Source organism: Microvirga alba (assembly GCF_015694465.1).
Taxonomy (GTDB): Bacteria; Pseudomonadota; Alphaproteobacteria; order Rhizobiales; family Beijerinckiaceae; genus Microvirga; species Microvirga alba.
This window is the reverse complement of the sequence record NZ_JADQDO010000008.1, coordinates 124,620-138,767: the sequence shown is the minus strand read 5'-3', so window position 1 is coordinate 138,767 and position 14,148 is coordinate 124,620. Positions and strand designations below refer to the sequence as shown.

General features: G+C 62.7%; 10 protein-coding genes. 2 read left to right on the top strand and 8 right to left on the bottom strand.

Features of this window, described 5'->3' with window-relative positions; genetic code table 11:
- The first annotated feature begins 4 nt into the window (after window positions 1-4).
- Window positions 5-3,163 (top strand): efflux RND transporter permease subunit, encoded by a 3,159-nt coding sequence (locus I2H38_RS15785; protein WP_196272820.1) that lies wholly within the window; start codon window positions 5-7, stop codon window positions 3,161-3,163.
- An 80-nt stretch (window positions 3,164-3,243) separates the two neighbouring features.
- Here the strand turns inward: I2H38_RS15785 and I2H38_RS15780 are convergent, their stop codons facing one another.
- The 8 genes from I2H38_RS15780 to pal all read right to left on the bottom strand — a co-directional run bounded on the left by I2H38_RS15780 (window position 3,244) and on the right by pal (window position 13,077).
- Window positions 3,244-4,950, bottom strand: a complete 1,707-nt coding sequence (locus tag I2H38_RS15780) for a methyl-accepting chemotaxis protein (protein ID WP_196272819.1) — start codon at window positions 4,948-4,950, stop codon at window positions 3,244-3,246.
- Between the two features lie 302 nt (window positions 4,951-5,252).
- A complete protein-coding gene (locus I2H38_RS15775; protein ID WP_196272818.1) occupies window positions 5,253-5,777 on the bottom strand; it encodes a hypothetical protein in 525 nt (174 codons plus the stop codon).
- Window positions 5,778-5,794: 17 nt separating this feature from the next.
- The gene (locus I2H38_RS15770; RefSeq protein WP_196272817.1) at window positions 5,795-6,532 is read right to left on the bottom strand and encodes an outer membrane protein; all 738 of its coding nucleotides are present in this window, start codon (window positions 6,530-6,532) and stop codon (window positions 5,795-5,797) included.
- Between the two features lie 223 nt (window positions 6,533-6,755).
- Window positions 6,756-8,132: a phosphoglucosamine mutase gene (glmM, locus tag I2H38_RS15765; protein WP_196272816.1), complete on the bottom strand. Its 1,377-nt coding sequence runs from the start codon at window positions 8,130-8,132 to the stop codon at window positions 6,756-6,758.
- A gap of 226 nt (window positions 8,133-8,358) precedes the next feature.
- Window positions 8,359-10,278, bottom strand: coding sequence for an ATP-dependent zinc metalloprotease FtsH (gene ftsH, locus I2H38_RS15760; RefSeq protein ID WP_196272815.1), 1,920 nt, complete (start codon window positions 10,276-10,278; stop codon window positions 8,359-8,361).
- A gap of 147 nt (window positions 10,279-10,425) precedes the next feature.
- Window positions 10,426-11,451: a tRNA lysidine(34) synthetase TilS gene (gene tilS / locus I2H38_RS15755; protein ID WP_324617415.1), complete on the bottom strand. Its 1,026-nt coding sequence runs from the start codon at window positions 11,449-11,451 to the stop codon at window positions 10,426-10,428.
- A gap of 17 nt (window positions 11,452-11,468) precedes the next feature.
- A complete protein-coding gene (gene ybgF, locus I2H38_RS15750) occupies window positions 11,469-12,428 on the bottom strand; it encodes a tol-pal system protein YbgF (protein WP_196272814.1) in 960 nt (319 codons plus the stop codon).
- Between the two features lie 154 nt (window positions 12,429-12,582).
- Window positions 12,583-13,077, bottom strand: coding sequence for a peptidoglycan-associated lipoprotein Pal (pal, locus tag I2H38_RS15745; protein WP_407664089.1), 495 nt, complete (start codon window positions 13,075-13,077; stop codon window positions 12,583-12,585).
- A gap of 466 nt (window positions 13,078-13,543) precedes the next feature.
- On the opposite strand from pal, the gene I2H38_RS15740 reads away from it, so the two are divergent.
- Complete coding sequence (locus I2H38_RS15740; protein ID WP_229426737.1) at window positions 13,544-14,113, top strand: HdeD family acid-resistance protein; 570 nt, start codon at window positions 13,544-13,546, stop codon at window positions 14,111-14,113.
- Window positions 14,114-14,148 lie beyond the last annotated feature (35 nt).

Sequence of the window (14,148 nt, the reverse complement as noted above, 5' to 3'; positions counted from 1 at the left end):
CGCCATGCAGGTTTCCGACATCTTCATCCGCCGCCCCGTCCTCGCCGTCGTGGTCAGCCTGCTGTTAATCGTGGGTGGCATCGCCTCGCTCACAAATCTGCCGGTCCGCGAATATCCGAGCGTCGACAAACCGGTCGTATCCATTTCGACGATCTATCGCGGCGCGTCGAACGAGGTGATCGAGAGCCGGGTGACCGAGGTCATCGAAGGTGCGGTCGCCGGCATCGAAGGCATTCGCCAGATCAACTCGCAGAGCCAGAACGAGCGCTCCTCGGTCTCGATCGAATTCAACGTGGACCGCGCCCCCGAGGCCGCGACCTCGGACGTGCGCGACGCGGTGTTCCGCATCGTCGGACGCCTGCCGGTCGGCGTCGATCAGCCGGTCATTCGCAAGGTCGACGACAACGCATCGGCCATTCTCTGGGTCAGCGTGACCTCAAAGAGCCTCGATGCGCTCGAACTCAGCGACTTCCTGAAACGGGTCTATGTGGACCGCCTCTCGACGCTTCCTGGCGTCGCCAACGTGTATCTGGCCGGTGAACGCCGCTACGCCATGCGCCTGTGGGTCGACCGCGCTGCGCTCGCCGCGCGCAACCTGACGGTCCAGGACATCGAGAGCGCGATCAAGAAGCAGAACGTGGAGCTGCCCGGCGGCCGTATCGAATCCTCCCAGCGCGAATTTACCGTGAAGACGGATTCGCGCCTCGCCAGCCCGCGCGAATTCGAGCAGGTGATCATCTCGAACAAGAACGGCTATCTCGTGCGTCTCGGCGAGGTCGCCAAGGTCGAGGTTGGCCCGGAAGACACCCGCTTCGAGTTCTACGATTCCGGCAGGACCGCCGTCGGCATCGGTGTGGTCCGCCAGTCCACCGCGAACACCCTCTCCGTCGCCGACGACGTGCGCGCCGAACTGGGCAAGCTGCAAAGCTCCCTGCCCCCCGGCACGACGGCGGAAGTGTCCTACGATGAAAGCCAGTTCATTCGCGCCTCCATCAACGGCGTGCTGCATACCCTCGTCGAGGGCCTGATCCTCGTGATCCTGGTGATCCTGCTTTTCTTGCGCGATTGGCGCTCGACCATCGTCGCGATGGTGGCGATCCCGGTCTCGATCGTCTCCGCCTTCATGGTGATGAGCTATTTCAACGCCTCCATCAACGTGCTGACATTGCTCGCCATCGTGCTCGCCATCGGCATCGTGGTGGACGACGCCATCGTGGAGATCGAGAACGTCCACCGCCGCATCGAGGAAGGCCAGCCTCCGCTTCTCGCCTCCTTCGACGGCGCGCGTGAGATCGGCTTTGCGGTTATCGCGACGACAGCGACCCTGATGGCGGTGTTCGTGCCACTGGCCTTCATGACCGGAAATACGGGCAAGCTGTTCCGTGAATTCGCGATCACACTCGCCGCGGCGATCTTCTTCTCCGGCGTCGTGGCGCGCACGCTGACGCCGATGCTCTGCTCGAAACTGATGGTGCCGGCCCATGGCCGCATCCAGACCATGACAGAGCCCTTCTTCACCGGCATGAACAACATCTATCGGGGCATCCTGTCGCGGGCGCTGAAAGCCCCATTGGTGATCCTGGCGCTGGGCGTCACCGTATCGTTCGCCGCCTACGGATTGTTCAAGTCGCTCCCGCAGGAATTCGCGCCGACGGAAGATCGCGGCGCGATCGTCATCCAGGTCAACGGGCCGGAGGGCGCGAGCCTCGACTATACGCGCGACCGCATCAAGGAAATCGAGCGCCAACTCGTCCCCTATCAGGAAAAGGGCGTCGTCGCCTCGATCACAAGCCAGGTGGCACCTGGATTCGCGCGCCCCTCGCCGGTCAATGCGGGCTTCATCATCGTGCGTCTCGTTCCGTGGGAACAGCGCAGCATGAAGCAGCAAGACCTGACCCAAGAGCTCATTTCGAAAGTCTCCAACTTCCCCGGCGCGCGCGCCTTTCCAACCAATCCGGGCTCGCTCGGCCAGCGTGGCAACTCGCAGCCGATCCAGTTCGTGCTCGGCGGGCCGGACTACGACACTTTGCGCGGCTGGCGCGATATCGTGATGCAGAAGGCTCAGGAAACAGGCCTCTTCATCAACATGGATTCCAACTACAAGGAATCGCAGCCCGATATCCGCGTGAAGATCGATCGCGCCCGCGCCGCCGATCTCGGCATCTCCATCGACGACATCGGCCGCACGCTGGAATTGGTGTTCGGCGAGACGCAGATCTCCACCTTCGTCAGCCGTGGCGAGGAATATCCGGTCATCATCCGTGGTCGACCGCAGGATCGCGCCACGCCAAACGACCTGACCAACACCTTCATCCGGTCCGGAACCGGTGATCTGGTTCCGCTGTCCTCCTTCGTGTCGCTGACAGAATCCGCGGCACCGCAGACCCTGAACCGCTTCGACCGCCTGCGCTCAATCACCATCCAGTCGTCGCTCAGGCCGGACGTGTCCATCGGCGAAGGTCTCGCCGTGCTGGAAAAGATCGTCCAGGAGAACCTGCCGGCCGAGGCTCGTATCGGCTACACGGGCCAGTCCAAGGACTTCCGCGAGGCGTCCGGCGCGATCTACATGACCTTCGGCATGGCGTTGCTCGTGGTGTTCCTGGTCCTCGCGGCGCAGTTCGAGAGCTGGATCAATCCGTTCATCATCATGCTCACCGTGCCGCTCGCCGTTACCGGTGGCCTCGCGGCGCTGGTCATGACCGGTCAGTCGCTCAACATCTACAGCCAGATCGGCATGATCCTGCTCATCGGCCTGATGACAAAGAACGGCATCCTGATCGTCGAATTCGCTAATCAGCTGCGCGAGCGCGGCTATGGGGTGCGCGAAGCGGTGATCGAGGCTTCTGTGCTGCGCCTGCGGCCGATCCTCATGACGTCCATTGCGATGATCGGCGGCGCCATTCCGCTGGCTTGGTCGACGGGCGCTGGCGCGGAATCCCGCAGCGCCATCGGTTGGGTGATCGTCGGCGGAGTGACGCTCTCGACCCTTCTCACGGTCCTCGTGGTTCCTTCGATTTACCTGCTCATCGGCGGCTACACGAAGCCCGCGACCTACGTGAGCGATCTGCTCGATGAATTGCGGGCCAAGACGGGCTTCAGGCCCCATGGCGAGGATATCGGCCCCGCGCCTCAGCGGCACACTCCCGCCCATCCGGCGGAGTAAGTCCGAAAACGAAAACGTCTGCCTGCGCCATGAACGGGCGCAGGCAGACGTCTTTTATCAAAGCTCCCTGAGAAGCGGGATCAGGCCGCGCGAACGGTCGCGAGGAACTGGCTGAGTTGCGCGCGCAAGAGTTCGGATTGCTCGGACAGATCCGATGAGTACGTCAGCACCTGGGCCGAGGCCGCGCTGGATTCCTCGGCTGCCCGCGTCACGCCGCTGATGTTCGACGACACTTCGGATGTACCCTGCGAAGCCTGCTGGACATTGCGGGCGATCTCCTGCGTGGCGGCTCCCTGTTCCTCGACCGCCGCTGCAATCGCTGCCGAAGTCTGGTGAATCGTGCGGATCACGTTCGTGATCTCCTGAATCGCATTGGCGGATTCGACGGTCGAAGTCTGAATCTCCTGGATCTGGGCGGAGATTTCGCTCGTCGCCTTGGCGGTTTGCTCCGCCAGAATCTTCACCTCCTGCGCCACGACGGCGAAGCCCTTGCCCGCCTCACCGGCGCGCGCGGCCTCGATGGTCGCGTTGAGCGCGAGCAGGTTCGTCTGGCTTGCAATGTTGCTGATCAGGCTGACCACATCGCCGATGCGGTTTGCGGCATGCGAGAGACGCTGCACCTTCTCGGCCGTGGCGTCGGCGTCGGTCACCGCAGCCGTCGCGATGCGGGCTGAATCCGCAACCTGACGTGCGATCTCTTGAACCGAAATCGACAATTCCTCGGCGGCAGCCGCAACCGTCTGCACGTTCGTCGAGGCTTCCTCGGATGCGCTTGCCACGGCCAGGGACTGGACCGAGGTCTCCTCGGCCGCAGCCGTCATCGTATGCGCGGAGCCTTGAAGCTGATTTGCCGCCGAAGACACGGCCATCACGACAGCGCCGACAGCCTTCTCGAAACCATCCGCAAGGTCATGCATCGCCGCCTGCTTCTCCGCATCGCTCTGAACCTTGGCTGCCTCCTGCTCCTCCTGAAGGCGGATCTTCTCCAATCCATTGTCGCGGAAGACCAGGGCCGCGCGAGCAACGTCGCCAACTTCGTCCTTGCGGTTAGCGCCGGTGATATTGCTTGAGAAGTCGCCATTGGCGAGACGCTGCAGGACGGCGACTGCCGAGCGGATCGGCCTTGCGATACCAAACTGTCCGAGCAGAAAACCGAAGGTCAGACCGAGCGCGACGCCGATGCCGGCAATGATCATGAGATGGCTTGAGGCTTGGTGGTACTCCGCAGTGGCGTTGTCGGAGAGCAAGACCATCCGCGCATCGAGTTTTTCGGTCAAAGCCCGCATGGCTTGTCTGAGCTTGCTGGCGACGTCGAGGCTGCTTTCGGTTTCCTGACGCAGTTTCTGCATTTCCTCCGAAGCATTGTAGTTCTTCACCGCACTTGCGGCAGCGAACGTCGATTCAACCTCTTTGCGATACAAAGCGGTGAGTCGCTCGACTTCCCGGAGAGCGTCTTGATCCTCGTGGTCCACACTTTGGCGGAGGTTGTTCAGGCGCGTGTCGAACTCCAGAGTGTCTTTCGCAATCTGAGCGCGGACGGCATCGATCGTCTCGGGACGCGGATCGCCGGACAGGCGGAACTCGCCGGAATTCATCGACGTGATGTTGATGCTGATGCGCGCAGCGGCCAATGCGCCGCTAGACGCGCGCTCCATTGCATCGGTTGCATCATTGAGCGAACTCAACGAGCGAATTCCAAGAACGCTCAGCGCGGCGGCGATGAACGAGAGGAAGAGAACGATCGTCAGAATCTTCGGAAGAATCCGAAAGCGCGAAAGAAAAGACATGATAAGGCACCCCGTGAACTATGCGTTCAGCCCGTTTTGTAACGTTTCCGGCAGCCTCGATCCGTATTCGTATAAAGCACTAGGAATTTATACTCTATTTTTCTTATTGCCGCCTTTAGAAACGATACCGTCGAAGAGTGAAATAAAATTTAATATTAGCCGGATAATAATGGCACGAGTACTTTAAATACTTTGACATTGAACAAACAAATACAATCTAGACGCGTCACAACACGAGATGCCCAACGTAGAGGAGTTGGACCGGAGCTGGGCAATAGAGGCTTGATGTTTCTTAGGGTAACTCAAGCGCGGACAAGCGCTTCCGCGTGCTTTTGGGCTCGGAAATGGGCAACTGCCATATCGATCCGATGCCTATCCCTTGGCACGATATGGTCAGGCAGCCTCTCGGAATCGCACAGTTCAGCGGACTCGATGGCGTTGTCCAGTTCGACCCAGTGAATGAGCGACACTTCGCGCCCCCGCGCGATCAGATCATACACGTTGCCGACGAAAACCGGATCGCGCTTGATTGGGACATCGGCCAGTTCCGTTGCGATCAGCCGCACATGGGCCGCGTGCAAATTCGCATCGCTCGCGCGAATGACAGTGCCTGGCACGTTCAACATCGAAGGATAGGAGAGATCGTCCCCATCCCGCGCGCGCAGCAGCACGAGCGTTCTCTCGTCGCGTTGAACTAACGGAACGACCACGAAAGTCGTGGTCACCATGATGCGTGCGATCGCATGAAAGACGTCGCGTGGCAGAAGGCCGGGCGTCAGGCGCTCGAGCATCCGGCATAATTCGCGATGCTCGTCGTGCCGATCCATGGACGCCAGCCCCGATCTCAGTCGAACTGATACCGCGCGCCGACGCGGAATTCATGCGCGGCGATGTCTCGGGCGCGCGGCGTGATGTCGGCCCCGTCGAAGCCCGTGCCGGCATTGCCGAGACGGGTATAGCGGTAGCCGAGATCGAGTGTGAGATTTCCGGTAATGTCGAAGGCGACGCCGGCCATCAGGGCCCAGGCGAAAACGTTGTGTGTCCGTGACGGCAGAGGAGCGACCACCGACGCACCGGCCATTGTGACGAGCCGCTCGCCACTGTCGAAGCGATTGCGGCTCACGCCGATGCCCGCGCCGAGATAGGGCGTGATCCCTCCCCACAAATCGAGATCGACATAGCCGTTGGCGAGGAAAGTCGTTGCTTCGACATCCGCCCGATCACCAGCGTGATTGGAGGCCGAGGCGAAGCGCGTTCCCCTGAAGGCCGCTTCGAAACGATGGTCGATGGTGACGTCGGCCCTCAGCCATGGCGTGAAGCGATATCCGACGCCGCCGCTGAAGACCACGTCCCGGCTGAATCGCGTCCCGACCAGAGGCGGCACGTTGCCCGCACCGAAATCCCGTCCGTGCCGCGCGACGAGGTGATCGATCGCGCCAATATCCCCGCGCAGGTACCAGCCCGCATCGAAGGCTTCATCGCTGTCATCGAGAACGGGAGCCGGAGGCAGATCAGCAGCGCGGGCATCAAGGCCGACCATGCCGAAAGCCAGACTCGCCAGGGCAATCGTCGTCAGGCGCAAGCGGGATTCTCCACGATCATTGGCTCCAAATGCGTCTCAATGCCAGCATGAGACGCGATTTCGTTACCTTAGCGCGGAGAAGTTAAGTGGCGATTAACCTTAACGAAACAGTCGCGGAGCCGGATGACGGCGTCATCTCTGTTGGAGCCCCCTCAAAACGAGATCACCAGGACGAGCCCAGTGATGACAGGTTGGGGGTTGGCAAAGAAAGAAGGCGGCCGTCTCAGGCCGCGCTTTTGCCGCTGGCGCTCGCCCCACCTTGCGTCGCCGCACGGGCGACCGCATCGACCACGTCGTCGACCACGCGGTTCACGAGATCGCCGTCGTCGCCCTCACCCATCACGCGGATGACCGGCTCGGTGCCGGAAGGGCGGATGACCAGGCGGCCATTCGCGCCGAGGCGCTCGCGTCCGGCCTCGATGGCCTTGACGACCGCGTCGTTCTGCAGGGGCTTGCCGGACTTGTAGCGCACGTTCTTGAGCACCTGCGGCAGGGGCTCGAAGCAATGGCAGACTTCCGACACCGGCTTGTCGAGGGTCTTCACGACCGCCAGGAGCTGAAGGGCAGCGATCAGGCCGTCGCCGGTGGTGGTGTAGTCCGACATGATGATGTGGCCGGACTGCTCGCCGCCGAGATTGAACCCGTGCGCGCGCATATGCTCCAGCACATGGCGGTCGCCGACAGCCGTGCGCACCAGATTGAGGCCGAGACCGCCAAGATAGCGCTCGAGACCCAGATTGGACATGATCGTCGCCACAACACCCGGCTGGGTCAGGCGTCCATCGTCCTTCCAGGACCGCGCCACGACGCCCATGAGCTGGTCGCCATCGACCTTCTGGCCCTTCTCGTCCACGATCAGAACCCGGTCCGCGTCGCCATCGAGCGCGATGCCGATATCGGCGCGCAGCTCGCGCACCTTATTGATCAGGGCATCCGGCGCGGTCGAGCCGACTTCGGCATTGATGTTGAAACCGTTGGGCTCCACACCGATCGACATGACCTCGGCGCCGAGTTCCCACAACGCCGCCGGGGCGACCTTGTAGCCCGCGCCGTTGGCGCAATCGACCACAACGCGCATGCCCTCGAGATCGAGCTGGCGCGGCAGGGTGCGCTTGGCGAACTCAATATAGCGCGCATCGGCACTGTCGATGCGCTTGGCGCGGCCCAGCGCCGCCGAACCGGACAGGCGCGCCTTCATGTCAGAGTCGATCAGGGCCTCGATCTCAAGCTCCAGCTCGTCGTTGAGCTTGAACCCGTCGGGACCGAACAGCTTGATGCCGTTGTCCTCATAGGCGTTGTGCGAGGCCGAGATCATGACGCCGAGATCACAGCGCATGGAGCGGGTCAACATGGCGACCGCGGGCGTCGGCATCGGGCCAAGCAGCAGTACGTCCATCCCAACCGAGGTAAACCCGGCAACGAGGGCATTCTCGATCATGTAACCGGACAGGCGAGTGTCCTTGCCGATGATGACCCTGTGACGATAATCGCCCCGTTGGAAGGTAAGCCCAGCGGCCTGCCCCACCTTCAGGGCAAGATCCGGCGTGATGAGGCCATTGGCGCGGCCGCGGATGCCGTCGGTCCCGAAGTATTTGCGCACGTTCTTTGTCTCCGCATTCCGTAGCGCAGATCTGCGCTTTGACATCCTCAAAGCAACCTCGCTGAATTCGGTCAAGACGGGCAGACCGATCCATACCATCACAAGTGATGAGCGATTGTTACAATCACCAAAGATTGTGCTTCTTGTGAAAAGACAACTTCCCACCTGCAAAGAAAAACGCCCGCTGAACCAGCGGGCGTTTTTCAGTTCATAACCAAATTCGACCTTATGCCTGCGGCTGAGGCTCCATGCCGCCGTCGGTCTCCCGGGGTCGGCCCCTGCCTGCGGTCGGCACGGCAGAGCCGCGCGTCGAAGCGAGCGTATCGCCGGAATCCCGGATCGGCGGCTGACCATCGATGAGATTCCGGATCTCGTCGCCCGAGAGGGTCTCATATTCGAGCAGTCCCTTGGCCAAAGCCTCCAGATCGTTCTGCTTCTCCTCGAGGATGCGGCGGGCGTCGACGAGCCCTCCTTCCACAAGGCGGCGCACTTCGGAATCGATCTTCTGCGCGGTCGCCTCGGAGATGTTCTGCTGGCGTCCCATGGACATGCCGAGGAAGACCTCTTCCTGGTTTTCGCCATAGGCCACCGTGCCGAGCTCCGGCGAGAAGCCCCAGCGGGTCACCATCATGCGAGCCAAGCGGGTCGCCTGCTCGATGTCGGATTGCGCGCCGGACGTGACCTTCTCCTTGCCGAAGATCATCTCTTCGGCGATGCGGCCGCCCATCATGATGGCGAGGCGCGAGGTCATCTGCTCGTAGGACATGGACAGCTTATCCCGCTCGGGAAGCTGCATGACCATGCCGAGCGCACGACCGCGCGGGATGATGGTGGCCTTGTGGACCGGGTCGGTCGCCGGGACATTGAGGGCAACGATGGCGTGGCCGGCCTCGTGGTAGGCGGTCAGGCGCTTCTCGTCGTCGGTCATGACCAGGGTGCGGCGCTCCGCGCCCATCATGACCTTGTCCTTGGCGTCCTCGAACTCGAGCATCGTGACGATACGCTTGCCGCGGCGTGCGGCGAGCAGAGCCGCCTCGTTGACGAGGTTCATCAGGTCCGCACCGGAGAAACCGGGCGTGCCGCGCGAAATCACCTTGAGGTCGACGTCGGGAGCCAACGGAACCTTGCGCACATGCACGCGCAGGATCTTCTCGCGACCGAGCACGTCCGGGTTCGGCACGACGATCTGGCGGTCGAAACGGCCGGGACGCAGCAGCGCCGGGTCGAGCACGTCGGGGCGGTTCGTGGCGGCGATGATGATGACGCCCTCATTGGCCTCGAAGCCGTCCATCTCCACCAGGAGTTGGTTGAGGGTCTGCTCACGCTCGTCGTTGCCGCCGCCTAAGCCCGCGCCGCGATGGCGGCCGACTGCGTCGATCTCGTCGATGAAGATGATGCAGGGGGAGTTCTTTTTCGCCTGGTCGAACATGTCACGCACGCGGGACGCACCCACGCCGACGAACATCTCGACGAAGTCGGAGCCCGAAATGGTGAAGAACGGCACATTGGCCTCGCCTGCCACCGCACGCGCGGTCAGGGTCTTACCCGTGCCGGGAGGGCCGACAAGGAGCACGCCGCGCGGAATGCGGCCGCCGAGACGCTGGAATTTCTGCGGATCGCGCAGGAATTCGACGATCTCCTGCAAGTCCTCCTTGGCCTCGTCCACGCCCGCGACATCATCGAACGTCACGCGGCCATGCGCCTCGGTGAGAAGCTTGGCCTTGGACTTGCCGAAGCCCATGGCTCTTCCCGCGCCATTCTGCATCTGGCGCGACAGGAAGACCCACGCACCGATGAACAGCGCGATCGGCAGGATGTTCATCAAAACGGCGATGAACCAGGGAGTGCTGTCGGATTGCGGACGCGCGGTGATCTGCACGCCCTTCTGCTGCAGCTTCGACACCAGCATCGGGTCGCTCGGCGCATAGGTCGTGAAGGTCCGGCCATCCGTATACGTGCCGCTAATTTCCGGCCCCGAGATGGTCACGTTCGAAATGCGCCCAGCATCCGCCTCGGTAAGAAGCTGGCTATAGGCAATGTCGCTGCCGCCGCTGCGATGGCCCGGGCTCTGGAACAGCGTCACAAGCGCCAGCACCAGGAGGAAGATGACCACCCACAAGGCGAAGTTGCGGAAATTTGAATTCATCGGATCAGATTCTGCCCCAGAGGGAGATGAAGCATGGAGGACTATCTCCCCATGCGGCTAAACTCAATGTAGGCACGCCCTTTCCCCTTGCCAAGGGAATGCGGCGGGGGTGCGGCATGAACTGGCGGACTTGGATAAGATAATTGGCTAACGCCCCCGGCGGCGGGGTGGCTCGGGCCGGATCGAGAGGGTCCCGGCCCGATCGAGCTGGACCAGCGCGCCGGCGATGGTCAGGCGAAGCCCCACTCCGGCAGCGAGGGCGGACTGGAGCCGTTGGGTACAGGATTCGAGCCGATGCAAGCGGCTGTTGTCCAGGCCAAGACCGGCCTCGGACAGCGCCTGTGACAGAATGCGGAGCGCAATTTCGAAAGGCTCCTCAGCGAGGAATTTTGCCTTCATGTGCAAGCCTTTGCCGTCGGACACCGGCTCCGCGTTGAGAAAAATCTCGCGAGCCTTGGCGTCGAGCGCGGCTTCCGCCTGCGCCACCCTCCGCGCCAGACGGGCGAGCCGATCCGCGGTCAGCCCTTCGGCGGCGAGAGCAGGCATGAGCTTGCGCCAGCGCACCCGGGTGAAGCGCTCATTGGCATTGGAAGGATCGGTGACGAAGCGCCATCCCTCCGTGCGGCAGAGCTTCAGAAGAATTTCCTTGGGACAATCGAGCAGCGGCCGCACGTGACGGATGCCGTCGCGGTCGCGGTCCATCCGCATCCCGGCAAGGCCCGAGAGGCCGGAGCCTCGCGCCATGCGCATCAAAACCGTCTCGGCTTGGTCGTCCTGGGTATGGGCGGTGAGGAGATGAGTCGCACCCTCCTCGCGGGCGCATTGAATGAGCAGGCGATAGCGCGCCTCGCGCGCGGCTTCCTGCAGGCCGGTTTCGGGCTTCGGTCCGTCCCAGGTCAGCGTCCGGTGCGGAAAGCCAAGAGAAGCGGCCTCGCGGGCGACGAAAGCGGCCTCATCGGCGGATTCGGATCGCAGGCGATGATCAACGGTGGCGATGAGGATGGAAGGACGCGGCGTGTTGGGGTTCCAGCGCGCGAGCAGATGCATCAGCGCGATCGAATCGGGCCCGCCGGACACGGCGACCAGAATGCGGCCAGCCTGTCGCAAGGGGGCAAAGAGCGTATCCAGCGTATCGCCGGATGAAAGGGAGCCTGGGTGCGGAAGATCGGTCACGCGTCAGGGAAATGGTTTCAGGTGCACTTGGCGCGCTTCTGTTCGCGCTCGGCGCCTTGGCGCACATTGCTCGAAGCCTGGGGATATTTGCGGCCAACCTCCGCGAAAACGGCACAAGCCCGGTCGCGAGCTCCAAGCCCGTTGAGCGCGACGCCGAGCTTCAGGAGGGCCTCGGGAGCCCGGGCCGCGTTGGGGTGATCGGTCGAGACGTTCAGGAATTGCTCTGCCGCTTCGCGGAAGCGGCTGCGTTGGAGATAGGTCTCGCCGAGTCCGAAAGCCGCATCCGGCACCAGCCTGTCGCGCGGGTTGGACTGGAGGAAACGGCGAAAGCCCATCTCGGCCTGCTCGTATTGCTGCTGCGCGAGGTAGGCATAGGCCGTCTCGTAGTCCGAGCGCGGATCGCCGACGCTGGTCGCCGCCACGCTGGGGCCGGGGCGTCCGGCAGGAGCCCCAGGGGGTTGCGGGACCACCGCTGCCCGGTTCGTGCCATTGAGGTCGAGCGGACCCGTGCCCGCGGCCACCTCGTCCTCCTCGATCAGATCGCCGATGCCGGCAAGCTTACCACCCGGTAGCGCGAGGGGGCGGCCCGCGTCATTCGAGGCGGCCAACGGCGCGGATGGCATCGTGGTGCCGAGCGGGCGCGGCCCGCCCGGAGCCTCACGCGTCTCGGATGGTTCGAAGACATCGCTCCGGCGCTGCAATTGCGGCTGCGCGGGGCGGGGCGGTGTCGTGGCCGGGGGCGAAGCCTTGCCGCCGCGGTTTTCCTGGAAGCGGAACTCCACATCCTCCTGGAACTTGCGGAGCTGCTCCTTCAATTGGCGGTTCTCGAATTGAAGCTGCTCTATCTGGCCGGACATTTGCCGGAACTGGTTTTCGAGCCGGTTGAGACGCACGATCGCGTCGGCGGCGTCCTGCGCGGCAGCAGGCGCGGCCAAGGCCGCGGCGAAAGCGAAATAGACAATCAGGCGGCGGAACATTTTGGGTACCGTGGGAGGTCTAAACGGGGGTCTAACCGACTGTGCAATAACACAAATGCGCCACCACGGCGAGATCGTGGCGGCGCAAGCTTATAAACCCATGCCCTCATCCCGAGGGGCGAAGTGTCGTCGGGGACGAGGGCCTTAAAGGGCCTTACGATCCCGCGCCTCCCAGAACCGTCACGGCGCGACGGTTCTGAGACCAGCACGAGATGTCGTTGCAGACCGCGACCGGGCGCTCCTTGCCGTAAGACACGGTGCGGAAACGCGAGCCGGGGATGCCACGCGAAATCAGGTAATCGCGCACATTCTGGGCACGGCGGGCCGAAAGCGAGAAGTTGTATTCGCGGGTTCCGCGCTCGTCCGCGTGACCTTCAACGATGAAGGTGTAATTCGGATAGCGGGTCAGCCACTGGGCCTGCTTGTCGAGGATCCCGGTCGCGGTGGGGGTCAGATCCGTCTGGTCGGTCTCGAAGAACACCCGGTCGCCGACATTGACGACGAAGTCCTGGGCGCTGCCCGGCGTCGCGGCGCCGCCTGCCCCGAACCCACCGGCCCCGTCGGCGCCATCTTTATTGGACGAACACGCCGCCGCCCCGAGGGCGAGGACGATGGCAGCGGCGAACTTGACGGCGCGCAACGTCATCATGGCAATTACTCCTTACACATACGTCTGCCGAACGTTGTGTTGTCTATATCGAGCGAGAGTTAAGGGAGGGTTCCGTCAACCTTGATGGAGGGTTGAGAAAAAGGGTGAATCACGGCCAGGCGGGGAAACTTGGCCTTAGGGTTAATCGAGCGTGAATGCGGCAAAGAGGTGGCGCTTCTCCGCCTGATTGAGGGCGTAGAGGAATTGATCCCTGGAACGCGGATGGGGGCCGAAAATCAGTCTCGTGCGTTGAAGGGTCGTGATGGATGCGGTCGCAGCGCATCCGGCGGCAAAGGTTGGAAAAATCGAGGAAGCTCAGAGTTTTTCGCGGAGCAAAGGAAACCAGCCGTCACGCTTGAGCGTTGAATATATGCCTTTCCGCAAGGGCAGGTATGTGCCCTCAAAGGAGACGACCATGGTGAGCGGAACTTCAAACTCCTCTTCGCCCCTCGAGCAATCCGGGGCGATGAGTTCATTACTGGCGAAAAACTGGTGGGCTCTCGCCCTCCGGGGCGTCTTCGCCATCATTTTTGCCCTCATCGCCTTCTTCATGCCGGGGGTGACGCTGCTATCCCTGGTGTGGGTCTTTGCCGCCTACATGCTGGTCGACGGCGTCTTCGGCATCGTCTCGGCCATCCGGGCGGCTTCCGCCAGTCAGCGATGGGGCCTCCTGGTCCTTGAAGGCCTCGTTGACATCGCAGTCGGCGTCATCGCTTTCATGTGGCCCGGACTGACGGTGCTGTTCTTCATCACCTTGATGGCCGTCTGGTCGTTGATTACCGGCGTCTTGATGATCGCCGCCGCTTTCAAGCTCAATCGGGAATATGGCCGCGGCTGGCTGATCTTCAGTGGCATCGTGTCGGTGCTGTTCGGTATCGCGCTTCTGGTCGCTCCGCTCATCGGCGCGGTGGTGCTGACCTGGTGGCTCGGGGCCTATGCCCTGGTCTTCGGCATCAGCCTGATCGCCCTCGCGTTCAAGCTGAAGAGCCACCACGACCGCATGAGCCACCACACCACCGCCCCACGCGGCGTGTGACGTCTCGAAAAGAAAGGGGCGCTCCTGAAGAGTGC

Coding starts and splice junctions, on each gene's coding strand:
- I2H38_RS15740 (WP_229426737.1), top strand. CDS start 13,544: ATGAGTTCATTACTGGCGAAAAACTGGTGGGCTCTCGCCCTCCGGGGC.
- ybgF (WP_196272814.1), bottom strand. CDS start 12,428: ATGTTCCGCCGCCTGATTGTCTATTTCGCTTTCGCCGCGGCCTTGGCC.
- I2H38_RS15775 (WP_196272818.1), bottom strand. CDS start 5,777: ATGGATCGGCACGACGAGCATCGCGAATTATGCCGGATGCTCGAGCGC.
- I2H38_RS15780 (WP_196272819.1), bottom strand. CDS start 4,950: ATGTCTTTTCTTTCGCGCTTTCGGATTCTTCCGAAGATTCTGACGATC.
- ftsH (WP_196272815.1), bottom strand. CDS start 10,278: ATGAATTCAAATTTCCGCAACTTCGCCTTGTGGGTGGTCATCTTCCTC.
- pal (WP_407664089.1), bottom strand. CDS start 13,077: ATGATGACGTTGCGCGCCGTCAAGTTCGCCGCTGCCATCGTCCTCGCC.
- I2H38_RS15785 (WP_196272820.1), top strand. CDS start 5: ATGCAGGTTTCCGACATCTTCATCCGCCGCCCCGTCCTCGCCGTCGTG.